The organism is Mycobacterium sp. NGS59 (assembly GCF_059812345.1).
In genome coordinates this window covers 15,787-33,523 of sequence record NZ_JCALCN010000039.1, presented here as the reverse complement: position 1 = coordinate 33,523, position 17,737 = coordinate 15,787, and the positions used below count along the sequence as shown (strand labels likewise).

The window sequence follows — 17,737 nt, the reverse complement described above, 5'->3', positions numbered from 1 at the left end:
CCCCGACTGAAGTCGAGGGCTTGCGCCGAAGAAAGCTTCGGTCAAGTCGGGGGTTTCTGGCGGCAACGGCGCTGGCAGCCGGGGTGTCGGCGGGCTGCGCACCGGGTCCGTCGTCGCGGCAGACCCACGCGCCCCAGGACCGCCAAAAGGTGCTGGTCGTCGGGGCCGGGATGGCCGGACTGGCCGCGGCGCGCAGCCTGCAGGACGCGGGCTGGCCGGTGCGGGTGATCGAGGCCCGCCACCGGATCGGCGGACGGGTCGACACCAACCGCGACTGGGGTGTGCCGCTGGAGACCGGCGCCTCCTGGATCCACGGGACGACGAACAATCCGCTGCTCGAACTGGCCCGCCAGGTCCACGCCGAGGTCGTCCCGACCGACTACGACCGCCCGGTGAAGTTGGCGATCGATCCCCGTCTGCAGCCGATGGCCTACGACGCCAAGACGTGGCGTTCCCTGGTGGCCGACGCCCGCGACGACGTCGACGGTGGCAGCCTCGGCGCGGCCGTCGACGCCGCGGCCGGCGGACTCTCCCGCCCGCAGCGCGCCGCGCTGACCTACTACCTGACCACCGAAATCGCCGACGAGTACGCCGCCGATCCCGACCAGCCGCACCCGCCGACCTGCTGGCCGGGGCGTCGACCGTGGTGCGCGAACTGTTCGGCACCGACGTCACCGAGGTGCGCTCTTCGGTCTGGACCCGCGATCCCTACGCGTTGGGGTCCTACTCCTACCACGCCCCCGGCTCCGGGCTCGACGACCGGCGCCGACTGCAGGAACCCGTCAGCGACCGGCTCTACCTGGCCGGTGAAGCCGTCGGCGTGGACAATCCCGGCACCGTGCACGGGGCGCTGCAGAGCGGACGGCACGCGGCCGCCGAATTGATGCGCCGGCTGGGCTGACTCAAGCGAAGATCTCAGATGCGTTGTGATACAGCACGTTTCGGCACCAACGGTCGCCCAGTCCCAGCCGGACGACCGAGTCGACGGCGTGGTGGTAGGGGTAAGGGATGTTCGGGTAGTCGCTGCCGAACAGCACCTTGTCGCCCAGCTCTTCCAGCAGCGGCAGGTCCCGGCGCGGGAAAGGATGCAGCTGCTCGGTGAAGTCGGTGAACACCATCGTCGTATCGAGATAGACGCCGCGATATTGCCGGGCCAGGTCCAAAAATTCGCGGTATTCAGGCATGCCCATGTGGGCGACGATCAACTTCAGCGACGGGTGGCGGGCCAGCACCTCGGCCACCGGCCGCGGTCCGGTGAAAGTGCCTGGCGCCGGGCCGGATCCGGCATGGATGACGGTGGGCACACCGGCTTGCTCCAACGCCGCCCAGACCGGTTCCAGCATCGGGTCCGTCGGCGAATAATCACCGACCTGCACGTGCGCCTTGAACAACCGGGCCCCGTCGGCGACGGCACGGGTCACGTACGCCGCCGCCGCCGGCTCCGGATAGAACGTCGCCGTGTGTAGGCAATCGGTTGTCTCAGAAGCGAATTCGGCCGACCAGGCATTGAGCCACTCGGCCATGTCCGGCTTGTGCGGATACACCAGCGACGTGAAGGCGGACACGCCGAACTCCCGCAGCATCGCCACCCGCGCCTGTTCGTCGAGTCGGTAGGCGACCGGCCACGGCCGGCCGACCAGCGGACCGGCCCGGTCGAAATAGGCCCACACCTTGTCGAGTACCCGCTTGGGCATGAAATGGGTGTGCACGTCGAAGATCGAGGCTAGGCCGATCTCGTCGAGCAACCGGCGAATCGCGATGGGCTCTGCGTCCGTCAAATGCTCAGTACCCTTCCAGTGCCGCGACGTCGCGCCAGCTGGGCCAGGTGGTCTCCCAGACCCGGTGCAGGCGACCGTCGCGGTAGGCGGCGATGAGCACGACCTCGATCCGGGTGGGTGCCTCCCCGGGGCGCGACGTCGTGATCCACACCCGACCGGCCACCTTGGTCCCCTCCGCTTCGTGGGCCTCCACCCAGGCCTGTTCGTCGTACTCGACGGCGTAGCTGATGTCGGTCCGATACAGCGTGCGGTGGCTGTCCCGGAACTCGGTGAAGTCCTGCGTCAGGCCGTCCGAGAACATCACGAATTCGGGGTGGTAGTACCGCTCGATCAGCTCACCGTTCTTGGCGACCACCATCCGCTCGAACATTTCGCGGAGTAGCGCAACCGACATCCGATCAGCTCACCACGCGTCGTGGCGCATCGGCATCCGGGGTGAGGGCTTGATCCTGTTGACCGCGGCCCACAACGCACGTTCGCGGGCGTTGTCGGCGATGAACAGCAGTTCGTCGCCGGCCTCGAGCACGTCGTCCGGCCCGGGCGCGATGACCTTGTCACCGCGGACCATGGTGACCAGCGCGGTGTTGTGCGGCAGATCCAAGTCGTCGACGCGCTCGCCCACGGTCGGGTTGTCGGCGGGCAGCGTCAACTTGGTCAGCGCGGTCCGGCCCTCGCGCAATCCCATCAACCGCACCAGGTGGCCGACGTCGATGGCGCCCTCGATACCGGCGACCATGGCGCCCGGCGTCGAGACCGCGACGTCGATCCCCCACGCCTGGCCGAACAGCCATTCGTTGCGGACGTCGTTGATCCGAGCCACCACCCTGGGCACCCCGAACTCAGATTTGGCCAGCAGACCCACCACCAGGTTGGCCTTGTCGTCACCGGTCGCGGCAATCACCACGTCGCAGGTCTGGACCCCGGCCTCTTCTAGAGACGACATCTCGCACGCGTCGGCGTACAGCCAGTCCGCGCCGGGAACCTTGTGCGGCTCGAAATTGCGGCGTTGCCGTTCGATCAGCAACACCTTGTGTCCGCCCTCGAGCAACTCATGTGCGACCGAGCGCCCGACATTGCCGGCCCCGGCAATCCCGATCCGCAACTTACGTGTCGTCACACAATCATCTTTGCGTATGCCGAGAGGTCGGGCACTTCCCACTGTGGGGCGAGCGACGAACCGGCCCGGACTGATTTACTGACAGGCGCCGCATCGGCACCCTCGTCGTACCAACCGCGGTAAGCGGCGGTCGTGATGAACGGGAAAGAATGAGCCTGGAACAGCTGTACCTGACTTTGTCGCTTGGTGGCCTGGTGCTGCTGGCCAGCATCGTCGGTACCCGGGTGGCGACCGTGGTGGGGTTTCCCAGCCTGCTGCTGTACCTGCTGGTCGGCGTCGCGATCGGCGAGGACGGCCTCGGGCTGCAGTTCGACAACGTCGTGCTGGCGCGCAACGTGGGCACCGCGGCGCTGGCGGTGATCCTGGTGGAAGGCGGTCTGACCACCAAGTTCGGTGACATCCGCAAGGTGCTGGCACCCGCGGCCACGTTGGCCACCCTCGGTGTGGTGATCAGCACGCTGGTGACCGCGGTAGGTGCTCACCTGCTGCTGGATATCGGCTGGCAGCTTGCGTTGCTGCTCGGCGCCATCGTGTCGTCCACCGACGCCGCGGCGGTGTTCTCGGTGCTGCGGGTGTTGCCGTTGCCGCGGCGACTTGCCGGCCTGCTCGAGGCCGAGTCGGGGTTCAACGACGCGCCGGGTGTGATCCTCGTCCTGATGTTCAGCGTGGTGCCTTTTGTGTTCCATCCCGAGGGCGCGGCCACCCACCTGATCTACGAACTGCTGGGCGGATCGGCGATCGGGCTGATCGTCGGTTATCTGGGTGCGCTCGGGTTGCGTCGCATCGCGTTGCCTGCGTCGGGGTTGTACCCGATCGCCACCTTCGGGCTGGGACTGGTCGCCTTCGCCGCCGCCGGCGACGCCCACGCCAGCGGGTTCATCGCCGCGTATCTGGCCGCGGTGGTGTTGGCGAACTCCGGACTACCGCACCGTTCGGCGACCCGTTCCTTCGCCGAAGGGGTCGGCTGGCTGGCCCAGATCGGGCTGTTCGTGCTGCTCGGGCTGCTGGTGGACCCAAGCGAACTGCCCAGGGACGTGGTGCCGGCGATCGTCGTCGGCTCGGTGCTGCTGCTGGTGGCGCGGCCGATGTCGGTGGTGGGTTCGCTGGTCTGGTTCCGGATTCCCTGGCGGGATCAGGTCTTCCTGTCCTGGGCCGGGCTGCGCGGCGCCGTCCCGATCGTGTTGGCGACGTTCCCGATCGTGGCCGGCGTGGCGGGCAGTCAGCGGCTGCTCAACGTCGTGTTCATCCTGGTCGTGGTGTTCACCTTGATCCAGGGCCCGAGTCTGCGTCCGATTGCCCGCATCTTGGGCCTGATATCCCGCGAGGCGACGCGCGAGATCCAGGTCGAGGCCGCACCGCTGGACATGCTCGACGCCGAACTGCTGACGATGACGGTGCAACGGCCGTCGCGCCTGCACAACGTCACCATCCTGGAACTACGCCTGCCCGACCCGGCGGTGATCACGCTGATCATTCGCAACGGCCACACCTTCGTGCCGGAACCCGACACCCGCATCGCGGCCGGCGACGAACTGCTGATCGTGACCACCAGCAAGACCCGGGCGGCGGCCGAGGCGCGGCTGCGCGCGGTCAGCCGGCGCGGCAAACTCGCGCACTGGTTCGACGAGTACGGCGAGGTCGATTAGCCCGGTGGCGCTTAGCCCGTGGCGCTTAGCCGGTGGCGCGAGCAGACGCAGAGTCGCACGCCTGGCGACGAATCAGTGCGATTCTCTGTCTGCTCGCGGCGGAGGGGCTAGCTGGAAAACCGGGGCTGGCTCAGCGTGAAGGTGGCCTTGTCGATGTAGATGCCCACGTGCAACCCGGGACGCAGCCAGGTCGGCAGCGGTCCCGACGAGGAGACGCCGACGGTCACCAGGGCGGGCCGAACCCGGCCTGCGAAGACCAGCTCCGAATCCCCCACGCGCCCGTCGGCGAACTGCTGGCGCGCGGTGGTCTTGAGTTTCAGCGGTATCCCCGGCCCCTTGACCCGCGGCTTCGCACTGACCGACCAGGTCGGGTCGTCGCTGCTCTGGCCGGTGATGAGGTGGCCGTCGGCCAGTTCGCCGGTGAAGCGCGCCAGCGTCTTGGGCATCGCCCAGTTGGTGCGGCCGCCGACCAGGCTGCTCTGGGAATCCACCGACATGAATGCCACATTTCCCCACGGCCGCAGGCCGGTGCGGGAGGCGACCATGCCGAGCACCTCGTCGTAGGCGCCGACCGGGGTGTCGGTGTAGCGGACGAACGCGCCCACCGTGGCCAGCGCGGGACTACCGGCCAACCCAGGCGGCAGGGCCGCGCGCGCGGCGCGACCGCCGCGACCCACCCACAGCAACGCCGAGCAGTGACATTCCCACGGCGCGGGCGCCTCGTTGCCGGGCAGGGTTGCCACCAGCGCCTCGCTCAGCGCGGTCTCGGGCACACCGCGCAGTCCGGTCAATTCGATACGGCTCATGCCTGCTCCTGATTCCCTCGGCCTTCGACCTTGGCTTGATAGGCGGCGCGCTTCTCGCGATCCAGTTGGGAGGTGACCTTGTTGCCGCCGGACAGCCGGAACGCCGTGTCGACGACGGCGGTGGGCAGCGAGGCGGTTCCGCGCGAGACCAGACCGACCAGCTTGGGGACGAACACCGTTCGCGACGTGCCCTTGCCGAGTTCGGCGACGACGGCGGTCGCGACGTCCTCGGGATCGACGACGAGGAACCGTTCCAGCGGGCCGGGCGCGGACATTCCCGCGATCAGCTCGGTGCGCACGAAACCGGGACAGATCGCCGAGATCCTGACCCCGCTGCCGCGCCACTCCTGTCGCAGCGCCTCGCTGAATCCGACCACCGCATACTTGGCGGCGCAGTAGGTGGCCGCATTCGGCGACGCCAGCGTGCCCATCACCGACGCGATGTTGACGATGTGTCCCGAACCGCGCTGGGCGAAACGGGCACCCGCCAGCCGGGTTCCGGTCATGACACCCAGGACGTCGATCTCGATGGTGCGCCGGGTGACGCCCGCGCTTTCCTCCAGGAACGGTCCGATCGGCATGATGCCCGCGTTGTTGACCAACACGTCGAGCCCGCCCAGGTCCTGGCTCGCCTGATCCAGAAACGTTTCGAAGCTCGCCTCGTCCATCACGTCGAGGGGGTAACCCGTTGCCGCCGCGCCCAATTCGGTCGCCGTCTGCTTGACGACTGCTTCCTGCACGTCGCCGAGCGCCACCTTGGCGCCGGCAGCGACCAACGCCTCACCGATCGCGCGGCCGATGCCTTGCGCTCCACCGGTGATGGCGACCCGTCGTCCCCGCAGTTGTGCCATCAGGCCAGAATGTCACACCGCCGCGGCCCGGTTGCGCTCAACTCCCAGACGTCAGCGCCTGGTGAATGAGATCGACTGCGCGGGAAGCGCTCTGGGCCGCGCCTTCCATCGTGGTCGGCCAGTCGTTGTGAGTCCAGTCACCCGCCAGCGCGAGGTTGGGCAGGGCCGTGCGGTTGCCCGGCCGGATCGTGGACATGCCGACGCGCGAGGAGAAGGTGGCCTTGGGCCAGGGCACCACGGTGACGTCGAGCACCTTGGCGTCGCGGGCGGCGGGATAACTGGCGCGCAGCGCTTCGACGAGCCGGTCGGCGACCTCCCGATTCTTCAGCGGCATCAGATCGTAGGCCGCGCAGGTGGTCAACGCGTACAGATGGTTGCCGTCTGCACGCGGTCCGTGCATGCGGTCGCGGTCGAAGACCCAACCGATGTCGCTGTCCAGCAACGACTCCCACGGCGCGACGGTCCGCAACGGACGGTCGAGCAACACGTAGGCGTTCATGATCGGGATCGGCTCGAGCTGTTTGGCCGCCAGCCGGGCGTCCTCGGAGCCCGGCACGTCGTCCAGCAGCGCGCGCAGGTTCCACGACGGGACCGCCAGGACTACCGCATCGGCGTCGACTGTGTTGCCGTCGGCCAGTCGGACACCGCAGGCGCGGCCGTCGCTCACCACGACCGACGCCGCCCGGGTACGCAACCGCACATCCACCCGGCGTTCGGTCATGACCCGCCGTGCGCCCTCGAGGTACAGCGTGTCCAGGTCGACGGTCGGGTAGCCGATGCGCGCCGCCCCGCGCCCACTGCGGCGCACCCGGTCGGCGCCGGTGCGCAGCAAGGCCGCGAACGCGTGCGCCGACGCGAGCCGGGGCAGTTCGTTGAGCAGGCCGATCACCATGGAATTGAGGACGATTCGGCGTACCGCGGTCGGGAAGCCGAGGCGGTCGAGCCACTCGTCGACAGTGATGTCGTCCAGGGTGTCGTCGAACCGGACGACGTCGCGCACCAACCGGGCCCAGGCCGGGGCGGTGCGCAGCAGGGTGGGGATCCCCAGACCCCGGACCCGGCCGAGGAACATCTGGCGCGCATTGCGCGGCCGCAGACCGAACGTCTCGACGTGCCCGCCGGGATACCGCACCCCGAACTCGTCGGGGAATTCCAGGAGGTGCCGGGTACCGACGGAATCCAGGTAGCGGAAGACGCAGTCATACGAGCCCGCCAGCACGTGCTGGCCGTTCTCGATCGCATCCCCGCGGCCCGATGTCAGTCCGATGGTGCGACCGCCCAGCGAGCCGTTGCTCTCCAACAGGGTGACCGCGTAACCGAGTTCGGCCAGCCACACCGTGGTCGCCAATCCCGCGAGACCGCCGCCGACCACCACCACGTGTTGCCTGCCCATAGCGGCTCAGGCTAACTGGTTGGCCCGTTTCCGACGCAGCAGCATGATCCCCTTGACGATCAGGAAGATGATCGCCACCGACAGCATCAGCGACGACAACGCGTAGGCGCCGTACACATGCCCGCGGTTGTAACGGTCGTTGACCAGCAGCGTGAGGGTCTGCGTGCTGCCCGGCAGATTGGACGACACCATCACCACGCCGCCGAATTCGCCGAGCACCCGGGCGGTGGTCAGCACCACCCCGTAGGTCAGACCCCACCGGATGGAGGGCAGGGTGATCCGCCAAAATGTCTGCCACCAAGTCGAACCCAGGGTCGCGGCCGCCTGCTCCTGTTCGGTGCCCAACTCGCTGAGCACCAACTGGACCTCGCGCACGATGAACGGCAGCGTCACGAAGATCGTCGCCAGCACGATGCCGGGAACGCTGAATACGACTTTGATCCCGAAGTCTCGTTCGATGAAGCCGAGCGCCCCGGCCGATCCCCAGGCCGAGATGATGGCCACGCCCACGATGATCGGCGAGACCGCGAACGGAAGGTCGATGACCGACTGCACCACACTCTTACCGCGGAAACGGTCGCGCGCCAACAGGATTGCCGTCGGCACCCCGAAAATCACGTTCAGCGGCACCACGATTGCCAACACCAGCAGCGTCAACTGTAGAGCCGAGATCGCCGCCGGGGTGGTGATCCAGGCATAGAACTGGTGGAAGCCGGGCCGGAAGGTGCGGTACAGGATCAGCGACACCGGCACAACGAGCATCACCACGATGTAGCCCGACGCGACGTAGCGGATCAGGTGACGAACCCAGTTCGACGTCTTCACGCGGAGTCCTGATGACGCTTGGACACCCGTCCGCTGATCCACCGCAGACCCATCAACGCTATGAACGAAATCGTCAGCAACACAATCGAAATCGCGGCGGCGGAGGTGCGGTCGTCATTCTCGATCAGCGAGCGTATCCACTGCGACGACACCTCGGTCTTGCCTGGGACGGCGCCGCCGATGGTCACCACCGAACCGAACTCGCCGATGCACCGCGCGAATGCCAGTCCCCCGCCGGACAACACGGCAGGTAGCAGCGACGGCAACACGATCGTCGTGAAAACCCTTCGGCCACTGGCCCCCAACGACGCCGCGGCCTCTTCGACCTCCCGGTCGACTTCGCGCAGCACCGGTTGCACGGCACGCACCACGAACGGGAACGTCACGAACGCCAGCGCCATCGCCACGCCGGGCGGGGTGTGTTGCAGGTGCAGGCCCACCGGGCTGCTGGGACCGTACAACGCCAGCATCACCAGGCTGGTGACGATGGTCGGCAGTGCGAACGGCAGGTCAATGATGGCGTCCAGGAAGCCTTTCCACGCGAAGTCGTCACGCACCAGCATCCAGGCGATCAGCACACCGAACACCACGTCGACGACGGTCACGACTACCGAGATGATCAGCGTCACCTTGAACGACTCCAGCGCGGCATGCGCGGTGACCGCCAGCCAGAACCGTTCCCAGCCGCCGCCGGCGGCCTGCCAGGCGATCGCCGCCAGCGGCAGCAGCACGATGAGCGACAGCCACAGCGTCACCACACCGACGCGAAGTGCCGTACCGCCGGGCGGTTTCGGGATGGCGACCGTCGGTGCCGGTGCGTCGTCCTCGGGCCGGTTGAGTTGGAGCGAGACGGGGTCGGGACTGACTGCGGCGGTCATCCGGTGGCCTGCAGATAGAGCTTGGTGATCTGGCCGGTGTGCCGGTCGAACAGTTGCGGATCGACACTGACCCAGCCGCCCAGGTCGGCGACGGTCCACATCTTCACCGGCACCGGGAACTGGTCGCGGAAGTCGGCGGCGACCGCGGGATCGACCGGCCGGAATCCGGCCTGGGCCCACAACCGTTGCGCCACTGCGGTGTACTGGAAATTCTTGAACATGGTCGCGGCCTGCACGCGGGGGCTGCTGGTCACCACGGCCACCGGGTTCTCGATCTTGAACGTCTGCGCGGGGTTGATGTGCTCGACCGGATGTCCCTGCCGTTCCGCCGCGATGGCCTCGTTCTCGTAGCTGATCAGCACGTCGCCGCTGCCCTCGATGAACACGTCGGTGGCGATCCGTGCCGATCCGGGCCGGAGCCTGACATGTTCACGCACCAGCTTCCCGATGAAGTCGACGCCCGCTTGGGCGTTGCGGCCCCCGCCGCTCTTGACGGCATAGGGCGCAAGCAGATTCCACTTCGCCGAGCCGGAACTCATCGGGCTCGGGGTGATGACCTCCACGCCCGGACGCAGCAGGTCGTCCCAGTCTCTGATGTGCTTCGGGTTGCCCCTGCGCACCACCAAGGTCACCACCGAGCCGAACGGTATGCCTTTGCCGGCTTCGGTGTCCCAGTCCGGGGCCACTTTGCCGGCCTTCACCAACCGCGTGATGTCCGGTTGCACCGAGAAATTCACGATGTCGGCGGGCTTGCCCGCGACGACACCCCGGGACTGGTCGCCGGAGGCGCCGTAGGAAGTGATGACCTGCACTCCCCGGCCTTCCTCGGAGGCGTTGAACGCCGGTATCACCGCACTCCAACCGGGTTCGGGCACCGAGTAGGCCACCAGGGTGATGCTGGTGTTCGCCTCGACGATCGAGCCACCGTCCACGGCGTCGCTGGCACCGCCACCACAGGCCACGACGACGCCGGCGACGAACGTGAGGCCGACGACCTGCCGCCAGCGGGAAACGCTGCCGGTGCCGGGAAACATTGGTGGCCTTCCAGTTCGGGATTCGTGTCGGGAAGGTGCGGCGAATCCTCTGGACCGACACCACACCTCGCGCGGGGATGGGGTCAGCGACAACACAGCACGGTGAGATGGCGCTCGATACCGCCGGCTGCCGCGTGCATGGGCGAAAAATAACAAAGCTGGTGCGTGTGGGCATGTCGCGAGTGCGCCCGTCCCGCAACCCGTAACGGCGCGGCAACGCGGTGCGGCAGCAGGGCAGGTCACCTCGTCGTCGCGGACCGGGCAGGTCGAGGTCAGCGGGTAGCACCCGGCGCGACACCCGCGGCTGGGCACAAGGGCTTCCGAAACACCGGGGCCCGGCGGCAAAAGCACTGGTGGCGGCCGCAACTTGGGCCGCGGCGGCACGCTGCGGAACATGACGTCCTCGGAACCGGGCGGAACGAATTCAGCTTCGTGACATCCGAACTCGGGCACACCCTCCAGGGCGCGCTTCCGCGGGGGTAACCGTAAAAGTCACACTGAGCGAAATCGGGTCGTCAACTCGGCGGTCCGGCACCGGAATTCGCCCGGTCTGGGACCGCTAGTGATGCCCGTCCCGGGACGCCGGCTCGACCGTCGCGATCTTGCTGAAACCACTGACGGTGAGGACCCGGACAAGTAGCGGATGGACGATGACCCGCAAGTCGTCGACCTCGTCGGCGTGATCGAACAAGGCGTTGATACCCGCACTGTCGACGTACTTGACCGCGCTGAGATCGATGGTGATCGGCCCGCGGGTTCCGCCGTTGGCGGCCACGAGTGCGCGCTTGAACACCACGATGTTGCTGAGATCGATCTCTCCGGTGGCTGTCACCCGCGGAGTCCCGTCGGTGCAGCGATCGGTGTTGAGGCGCAGGGGTGTAGCCATTACGTGATCCTCGAGTACAGGTGAACTGTCGTGCCCGCTTCGCTGGACTGAATCTTGAAGTCCTCCATCAGGACTCGCATCAGGGAGATGCCGCGACCGCGACTCATCCCGGCTACCGTCGTCGGCGTCTTCCAGACACCGCTGTCGGTGACGGTCACCCGCAGCCGGTCCACGACTGCGGTCGCATGCAGCGAGACGGTGCCCTCCGGCCGGTCGCGGTGACCGTGCTCGATCGCGTTGGCGACGGCTTCGCCGGTGGCGATCAGCACGTCCTGGATCTGATGGGGTTCGACACCCGCCTGGGTCAGCCAACTGCGCAGCGCGGCCCGGCTGCCGGCGAGATGTCCGGCGTCGGCGCTGAATTCCATTGCCAGCGGGGCGGGTTGACGATACAGCAGCATCGCGACATCGTCGGGGTAGCCGCCCGCCGGCTCGAGGCTGGACATCAGATGGTCGGCCACCTCGTCGAGTTCCTGCGAGCGGCCGTCCTGAACGAGATCGGCGGCCCGGGACATCCCATCGTCGAGCGACGTGCCGCGGCGTTCCACCAACCCGTCGGTGTAGAGCAACAGCGTCGCACGCGGCGGCATCGTGACCCGGGTTTCGGGCCGCAGCCACTTCGGCCGCAGCGCCAGCGGAAGTCCGTGCTCGCCGTCCAACAGCACTTTGGTGCCGTCGGCGTGCACCATGATCGGCGGCGGGTGACCTGCGTTGGCGTACACCAGCTCACCGGTGTCGAGCGTGAGCACCGCGCAGAACGCGGTGGTGCAGCGGGCGCCGGGCAGCTGCGCGGCGAAGCGGTCCAAGCCCGCCAAAGCCGCACTGGGACTTGATTGTTCGAGCAACAACGCGCGACACGCGCTGCGCAACTGACCCATCACGGTGGCGGCCGCCAACCCGTGCCCGACACAGTCACCGACGATCAGGGCGACGCGCCCGTCACCGAGGTCGACGACGTCGTACCAGTCGCCGCCGACTTGAAGCGGACGGCTGGCCGGGTGGTACCGGACGGCGATGCCGCCGGGCAGGTGCGACGGACCCAGCATCGCGTGCTGCAGCGCCACTGCGGTTTCGCGTTGTTCGTCCAACTGGTACACGCGCTGCAGACCTTGCCCGAGCCGGCCCGCCAACACGGTCAGCAGAGTGTGATCTGCGGGGGTGAAGGCCCGCTTCTCATCCAGCTGAACCCAGATGACCAGTACACCTCGCGGTTGCTGCAGCGCGATAGCCGCGGTGCCCGCTTCCTCGGTGACGGTGGTGAGCAGGTCTGCGGTGCGCAGCGACTCGATCTGTCGCCGCCGCTGTGCGGGCAGGTCGGCCCACTTGGTCGGCTCGCCGGCGCAGACCAGGTCCGGCGCCCGTCCCCGAGGTGCGTCGCTGGCGAACGTCACCGCCAGGACTCGCCGGGCACGCCACACCCGGCGCAGTTCCTCGGCGGCGCCGCGCAATGCCTCGTCCAACGTATCGGCTTGCGCCAGTTGCTGATTGAGCGCGGCCAGCGCGGTCTGACGCTGCACGATGTAATGCTCGGCCGTCACGTCGCGCAGGGTGCCCACGGTGACCCGCCGCCCGGAGTCGGGATCGGCGGCGTGGTTGAAGCTGACCGCGACCCAGAGCCGATGCCCGTCGCGGAGAACCACCGGAATGGTGAAGGCGCCGTGCGACTGACTCAGCAGCGCGGCGAACGCGGCCTGGGCCTGCCGGTGGGATTCGGGGTCGGTCTCGGCATCCGGCCACCACGGGTAGGTCGGTTCGTAGGGCAGGTTTTCTTGGCCGTAGCCCAGGATTTCAGCGAACGCCGCGTTGATCTCGATGATGACACCGCGCTCGTCGCAGACGAAGAACGCTTCCTGCAGCGAGTCGACCAACGCGGTGCGCCAGCGGGCGTGGTGGCTGCGCAGGCGTGCCAGCTCGACGTTGGCACGCACCCGGGCCAGCAGGTCGGCCGCGACGAACGGTTTGAACAGGTAATCGTCCGCGCCGGCCGTCAACCCCTCGACGGAGGCTTCCTGACCCGCACGCGCGGACAGCAGCAGTACCGGCAACGCCGCGGTGCGCGGATCGCGGCGCAGGGCGGCCAGCAGCTGCAAGCCGTCCAACCCTGGCATCATCACGTCGCTGATCACCAGGTCCGGAAGGCGGGCGCGAATGGCTTCCAGGGCCCGCTGCCCGTCGCTGACGGCACTGACTTCGTAGCCCGCGGCCCCCAGCACGTTCGCGAGATATTCGCGCATGTCGGCGTTGTCGTCGGCCACCAACACGTGTGCCCGGACGGTTTCCACCGGCGCAGAAGTCGTTTCCGTGGCCGGGCCGGGCAGCCAGCGCAACGCTTCCTGCACGAACGGCGCCGCGATCGCGCCACCCGTCGGGGTTGCGTCCGCCGGCGCGGCCAGCTCGTCGGTGGGCAGATGGCTCGCACCGAACGGGAGCCGCACGCTGAACGTGGTGCCGGCGCCTTGCTCGCTGTCGGCGGTGATGGTGCCACCGTGCAAGCCGACCAGTTCTTTGACCAGGGCAAGCCCGATACCGCTGCCCTCGGTGGACCGTGCGCGAGCCGTCTCGATCCGGTGGAAGCGTTCGAAGAGCCTGGGCATCTCCGCGGCGGACACCCCAACCCCGGTGTCGGTGACCGTCACCACCGCCTGACCCTCCGAGGCGGTCACCCGGACGGTGATCGAACCGTCGAAGGTGAACTTCAGCGCGTTGGAGAGCAGGTTGAGTACCACCTTCTCCCACATTTCGCGGTCCACGTACACCGGTTCGTCGAGCGGCGGGCAGTCCACGATGAACGTCAGGCCGGCCTGGTCGATCGCCGAGCGGAACACGCTGGCCAGTTCGGCGGTGGCGGCGGCGAGGTCGACCGGTTCGAAGCGGGCCCGCATCCGGCCGGCCTCGATCCGCGAGAAGTCCAGCAGCGTGTTGACCAGTTTGGCCAGCCGCAGACCGTTGCGGTGCACCAACTCCAGTTCTTGGCGCGCGTACTCGTCGACCCCGGCCGGCCGGCTGCTCAGCTCCTCGACCGGTCCGAGGATCAGCGTGAGCGGAGTGCGGAACTCGTGGCTGATGTTGGAAAAGAACGTGGTCTTGGCGCGGTCGAGTTCGGCGAGCGCCTCGGCGCGCTGTTGCTGGACCTGGTAGCTGCGGGCGCTGGCCACACCTGCGGCGATATACCCGGCGACCAGTTCGACGAAGCCGCGGTAACCGTCGTCGAGTTCGCGGTGCCGGTTCAGCGCGGCCACCAGGAAACCAACGGGTGCGCCGCCCTGTTGCAGCAGCGGCACCACCAGGGCATGGGTGGGCGGCCCGCGCCAGGCGCCGGTCGGCAGGTTCAGCGCGGCGCCGTCGAGCTCGACCAGCTCAGATTCGCCCCGCGTCACGTTTTCCACCGGCCACAACGAAGGGCCCGAACGAGGCACGGTCTGGGGTGCCGCCGGGTGCCCATCGGTGATCCCGCTGAGGCTGGCCAGGTGCGCGTCACCGTTGGCGCCGAACAGGTAGGTCAGGGTGAACGGGAGGTCGTACGGATTGCGGCCGAGTTGCTCGGCGGCGAAGTCGAGCATCTGCCGCTCGGTGCGAACGACGCTGGGATCAGAGCCCAGGTCGCGCATCGTCGCCATGCGACGTTGCGCGATGACCCGCCCGGTGTCCTCGCTGACCACGCACAGCATGCCGACCACGCTGGCCGCGTCGTCGCGCAGCGGACTGTAGGAGAAGGTGTGATACGTCTCCTCGGGATAGCCCGACCGCTCCAGGATCAGCATCAACGCCTCGTCCCAGGTCGACTCGCCGTTCGACAGCACGCGGTCGACCCGGGGGCTGATGTCCGGCCAGATCTCGGCCCACACCTCGCTGGCGGGCCGGCCCAGCGCCCAGGGGTACTTGCGCCCCAGGGTGTCGCGCCGATATGCAGCGTTGCAGAAGAACGTGAGCTCCGGACCCCAGGCCATCCACATCGAAAACTGCGATGAGAGAAGGATATTGATCGCGGTTCGCAGGCTCTGCGGCCATTCGTCGATCGGGCCCAGCGGGGTGGACGACCAGTCGACGGCAGCTAGATCTCGTCCGATCTCCTGGTCTGCACGGAAGACCACTGACATCCCTCTCGAGCTCTGGCCGACCCCAAGCTGACATTATCGGTAGCAAACGTGCACTGGCTGCTCAATGCAGTCGAAAACATACATACACCTCACTCCTTGGCCGCAGCCAGTGGGGTGGCGATGTCTTCCAGTGACTTCCCTTCGGCGTCGACGGCCAGGAACCAGGCGACCAACCCCCCGGCGATCATCACCCCCGCGCCCAGCAGATAGCCCACGAACAACGGCATCGGCTTGGAGCCGTCGCCGATCAGCGCGCCGTAGATAACCGGTCCGAGGGCACCGAAGCACTGCGCGATGGCGAAGAACACCGCGATTGCCTTTGCCCGGACCTCGAGCGGGAAGATCTCGCTGACGGTCAGGTAGCCCGCACTCGCCCCGGGTGAGGCGACGAAGAAGATGACGCACCAGGCGATGGTCTGGGTGAGACTGTTCAGCACCCCGGCTTGGAAGAGGACGGCGCTGACCGCCAGCAGCAGGCCGGACAGCACGTAGGTGCCGGTGATCATCTTGCGGCGGCCGATGGTGTCGAAGAAGTGCCCGAGAGTCAACGGTCCCAACAGGTTTCCGACGGCGAACGCGATGAGGTAGAGCGGGGTCGACGCCGCCGGGACGTCGTAGAACTTGCCCAGTACCAACGTGAAGGTGAAGAAGATGGCGTTGTAGAGGAACGACTGACTGATCATCAGCGTGGCGCTCAGCACGGCGCGGCTGGGGTAGACGCGGAACAACACCCGCGTCAGGGTCAGGTAGCCGATCTTCTGGGCGGGCAACAACTCGATCGCCTTCGTTTCATCGACCGGGGGCAGTTTGGCGCCGGTGGCTTGGATGGCGTGCTCGATGAAGGTGATGGTGCGTTCGGCCTCTTCGGCCCGGCCGTTCATCACCTGCCATCGCGGGCTCTCCGGCAGATGCCGCCGGACATACACGATGACCGCGGCCAACACCGGGCCGATCAGGAATGCGAGCCGCCAGCCCAGGCTGAGGTTGATGGCCTTGAGGAAGACGAAGGTGCCCAGCGTGCCCAGGATCGCGCCGGCCCAGTAGGTGCCGTTGACCGCGATGTCGACACGGCCGCGGAAGCGGGCCGGGATCAGTTCGTCTATTGCGGAGTTGATGGCGGCGTACTCCCCGCCGATGCCCATTCCGGCGATGAATCGGGTGACGTACAGGAAGAGCAACCAGCCGAAGTTGTTGCCCAGGGTGAACGCTGTCAACGCGCTGCCGAACAGATAGACACCCAGCGTGACGGTGAACAGATTGCGTCGGCCCAGCTTGTCGGACAGATGCCCGAACAACAACGCACCGAACACCTCCCCGCCCAGATACACGGTGGCCAGCAGGCCGACAGCCGCCGACGACAGATGCAGCGTCTCGGGCTCGGTGAGCGTTTCGGCCACCGCGCTGGCGACCGTGATCGTCAGTCCGTCCAGGACCCACGCCACGCCGAGCGCCACCACCAGCCGGGTATGGAACGGCGACCACGGCAACCGGTCGATGCGGGCGGGGATGAGACTGCGGATCGGACCCGTCACGTCAGCGGACACGCGCGGCTCCTCGGGACTCGGCACACGTTCGCGTTCCCGTCACCGGAGGGGCGAAAACATCTGGCTCAGTGGTCGCCCTGTTCGGGGCTGAGCGCTTTCAGCAACTCAACGATCTGCTGCTGTCCGGCAGCGGCCCCGTCCAACTTGCCGCGCATCTCGGCGAAGCCGCGGTCCATCTCGGCGAACCGCCCGTCGACGTGGGTGCGCAGGTCGACGAAATCCTCGCGGAGCGCGTTGAAGCTCGCCGCGGTGGCTTGGCGGAAGTCGCGGAACTCGCGCCGAACCTCGCCCTGGAATTCGCTGAGCTCGCCGCGAACGCCACGCAATTCTTCGCGGAACTCACTGACGTCCCGATCGGCCGCTCCGGCGAGCACCCTAGCCGCCGCCGCGTCCTGCTCACTGGCCCTGACCCGGGAAGCCAGGCCGCGGACCTCGTGTTCGAGAGCGGTGACGCGTGATTCGAGATCCTCAGAAGGCATGAATCGAGCCTAACGACTATCTGCCGGAGGACAACTCACGTAGACCCGTTCGCCGGTGATCAGGTCCGCCTCGTCGAAACCGAAAACAGCCCACAGCCGGACCTCGAACGGTTCGCCCGTCGCGACTGGTGTGCCGCGCAACCAGAACTCGATCAGGACGTGATCGTCGTCGAGAGGGACGAGGTCGATGAGTTCGTTGCGTTGATCGGGCACCATCGAGCGGCCCTCGATCCAGTAGCGCATCACCTCGTCGGCACCGTCGAACACCGTCCCACCGGGCAACTCGTAGCGGGGGTGACTGAACGTCGCCATCGTCCGGTCCCACTCCTGGGAGTTCTCGCTCTGCATGTGCTCGATGACGACGGCCCTGCGGCGCTCTTGCCGGTCGGCTTCGGCCATCGGC

The 17,737-nt window shown here is 67.6% G+C and carries 16 protein-coding genes and 1 pseudogene; 3 read left to right on the top strand and 14 right to left on the bottom strand.

The annotated features are described in order from the left end of the window. Positions 1-170: 170 nt before the first annotated feature. Together AC5Y46_RS24940 and AC5Y46_RS24935 are read left to right on the top strand one after the other, a co-directional pair. Positions 171-317 (top strand): annotated as a pseudogene (locus AC5Y46_RS24940) (FAD-dependent oxidoreductase); the annotation flags it as partial. Positions 318-445: 128 nt separating this feature from the next. Next, on the top strand, positions 446-901 hold the full coding sequence (locus tag AC5Y46_RS24935) for an FAD-dependent oxidoreductase (protein WP_499993667.1): 456 nt from the start codon (positions 446-448) through the stop codon (positions 899-901). A 1-nt stretch (position 902) separates the two neighbouring features. Here AC5Y46_RS24935 and AC5Y46_RS24930 read toward each other — a convergent pair whose 3' ends face one another. Genes AC5Y46_RS24930 through AC5Y46_RS24920 form a run of 3 tightly spaced genes read right to left on the bottom strand, consistent with a single transcriptional unit; the run spans position 903 to position 2,880 of the window. Beyond that, complete coding sequence (locus AC5Y46_RS24930; RefSeq protein WP_499993665.1) at positions 903-1,778, bottom strand: amidohydrolase family protein; 876 nt, start codon at positions 1,776-1,778, stop codon at positions 903-905. 4 nt (positions 1,779-1,782) lie between these two features. Further along, complete coding sequence (locus AC5Y46_RS24925) at positions 1,783-2,172, bottom strand: nuclear transport factor 2 family protein (RefSeq protein WP_499946654.1); 390 nt, start codon at positions 2,170-2,172, stop codon at positions 1,783-1,785. 9 nt (positions 2,173-2,181) lie between these two features. Next, a complete protein-coding gene (locus AC5Y46_RS24920) occupies positions 2,182-2,880 on the bottom strand; it encodes a potassium channel family protein (protein ID WP_499946684.1) in 699 nt (232 codons plus the stop codon). Between the two features lie 164 nt (positions 2,881-3,044). Between AC5Y46_RS24920 and AC5Y46_RS24915 the strand changes: the two genes are divergently transcribed. Next, on the top strand, positions 3,045-4,541 hold the full coding sequence (locus AC5Y46_RS24915; RefSeq protein WP_499946655.1) for a potassium/proton antiporter: 1,497 nt from the start codon (positions 3,045-3,047) through the stop codon (positions 4,539-4,541). A 107-nt stretch (positions 4,542-4,648) separates the two neighbouring features. On the opposite strand, the gene AC5Y46_RS24910 is transcribed toward AC5Y46_RS24915, so the two are convergent. The 11 genes from AC5Y46_RS24910 to AC5Y46_RS24860 form a co-directional block, all read right to left on the bottom strand. Next, positions 4,649-5,347, bottom strand: coding sequence for an acetoacetate decarboxylase family protein (locus AC5Y46_RS24910; RefSeq protein WP_499946656.1), 699 nt, complete (start codon positions 5,345-5,347; stop codon positions 4,649-4,651). Then, a complete protein-coding gene (locus AC5Y46_RS24905; RefSeq protein ID WP_499946657.1) occupies positions 5,344-6,198 on the bottom strand; it encodes an SDR family oxidoreductase in 855 nt (284 codons plus the stop codon). Before AC5Y46_RS24905 ends, AC5Y46_RS24910 begins: the two co-directional genes overlap by 4 nt. A 37-nt stretch (positions 6,199-6,235) precedes the next feature. Further along, positions 6,236-7,591: a hydroxysqualene dehydroxylase HpnE gene (hpnE, locus tag AC5Y46_RS24900; protein WP_499946658.1), complete on the bottom strand. Its 1,356-nt coding sequence runs from the start codon at positions 7,589-7,591 to the stop codon at positions 6,236-6,238. Positions 7,592-7,597: 6 nt separating this feature from the next. Next, entirely contained in the window at positions 7,598-8,416 is an 819-nt protein-coding gene (gene cysW, locus AC5Y46_RS24895; protein ID WP_499993664.1) for a sulfate ABC transporter permease subunit CysW, read from the bottom strand. After that, on the bottom strand, positions 8,413-9,294 hold the full coding sequence (gene cysT, locus AC5Y46_RS24890) for a sulfate ABC transporter permease subunit CysT (RefSeq protein WP_499946660.1): 882 nt from the start codon (positions 9,292-9,294) through the stop codon (positions 8,413-8,415). Before cysT ends, cysW begins: the two co-directional genes overlap by 4 nt. Further along, the gene (locus AC5Y46_RS24885; protein ID WP_499946661.1) at positions 9,291-10,328 is read right to left on the bottom strand and encodes an extracellular solute-binding protein; all 1,038 of its coding nucleotides are present in this window, start codon (positions 10,326-10,328) and stop codon (positions 9,291-9,293) included. The genes cysT and AC5Y46_RS24885 overlap by 4 nt, the downstream gene beginning before the upstream one ends. Before the next feature lie 559 nt (positions 10,329-10,887). Continuing rightward, positions 10,888-11,214 carry an STAS domain-containing protein gene (locus AC5Y46_RS24880; RefSeq protein ID WP_499946662.1) on the bottom strand — a complete coding sequence of 109 codons (327 nt, stop codon included), beginning with the start codon at positions 11,212-11,214 and terminating at the stop codon, positions 10,888-10,890. Further along, positions 11,214-15,311 (bottom strand): SpoIIE family protein phosphatase, encoded by a 4,098-nt coding sequence (locus AC5Y46_RS24875; protein ID WP_499993662.1) that lies wholly within the window; start codon positions 15,309-15,311, stop codon positions 11,214-11,216. Before AC5Y46_RS24875 ends, AC5Y46_RS24880 begins: the two co-directional genes overlap by 1 nt. A gap of 89 nt (positions 15,312-15,400) precedes the next feature. Continuing rightward, positions 15,401-16,855 carry an MFS transporter gene (locus AC5Y46_RS24870; RefSeq protein WP_499946664.1) on the bottom strand — a complete coding sequence of 485 codons (1,455 nt, stop codon included), beginning with the start codon at positions 16,853-16,855 and terminating at the stop codon, positions 15,401-15,403. Positions 16,856-16,920: 65 nt separating this feature from the next. Further along, positions 16,921-17,334, bottom strand: coding sequence for a hypothetical protein (locus AC5Y46_RS24865; protein ID WP_499946665.1), 414 nt, complete (start codon positions 17,332-17,334; stop codon positions 16,921-16,923). A gap of 9 nt (positions 17,335-17,343) precedes the next feature. Continuing rightward, positions 17,344-17,733, bottom strand: a complete 390-nt coding sequence (locus tag AC5Y46_RS24860) for a nuclear transport factor 2 family protein (protein WP_499946666.1) — start codon at positions 17,731-17,733, stop codon at positions 17,344-17,346. Positions 17,734-17,737 lie beyond the last annotated feature (4 nt).

Excerpts from the sequence above, each read along its gene's own strand:
- AC5Y46_RS24885 (WP_499946661.1), bottom strand. The coding sequence starts at position 10,328 with ATGTTTCCCGGCACCGGCAGCGTTTCCCGCTGGCGGCAGGTCGTCGGC.
- AC5Y46_RS24925 (WP_499946654.1), bottom strand. The coding sequence starts at position 2,172 with ATGTCGGTTGCGCTACTCCGCGAAATGTTCGAGCGGATGGTGGTCGCC.
- AC5Y46_RS24905 (WP_499946657.1), bottom strand. The coding sequence starts at position 6,198 with ATGGCACAACTGCGGGGACGACGGGTCGCCATCACCGGTGGAGCGCAA.
- AC5Y46_RS24910 (WP_499946656.1), bottom strand. The coding sequence starts at position 5,347 with ATGAGCCGTATCGAATTGACCGGACTGCGCGGTGTGCCCGAGACCGCG.
- hpnE (WP_499946658.1), bottom strand. The coding sequence starts at position 7,591 with ATGGGCAGGCAACACGTGGTGGTGGTCGGCGGCGGTCTCGCGGGATTG.
- cysT (WP_499946660.1), bottom strand. The coding sequence starts at position 9,294 with ATGACCGCCGCAGTCAGTCCCGACCCCGTCTCGCTCCAACTCAACCGG.
- AC5Y46_RS24875 (WP_499993662.1), bottom strand. The coding sequence starts at position 15,311 with ATGTCAGTGGTCTTCCGTGCAGACCAGGAGATCGGACGAGATCTAGCT.
- AC5Y46_RS24865 (WP_499946665.1), bottom strand. The coding sequence starts at position 17,334 with ATGCCTTCTGAGGATCTCGAATCACGCGTCACCGCTCTCGAACACGAG.
- AC5Y46_RS24915 (WP_499946655.1), top strand. The coding sequence starts at position 3,045 with ATGAGCCTGGAACAGCTGTACCTGACTTTGTCGCTTGGTGGCCTGGTG.
- AC5Y46_RS24880 (WP_499946662.1), bottom strand. The coding sequence starts at position 11,214 with ATGGCTACACCCCTGCGCCTCAACACCGATCGCTGCACCGACGGGACT.
- AC5Y46_RS24860 (WP_499946666.1), bottom strand. The coding sequence starts at position 17,733 with ATGGCCGAAGCCGACCGGCAAGAGCGCCGCAGGGCCGTCGTCATCGAG.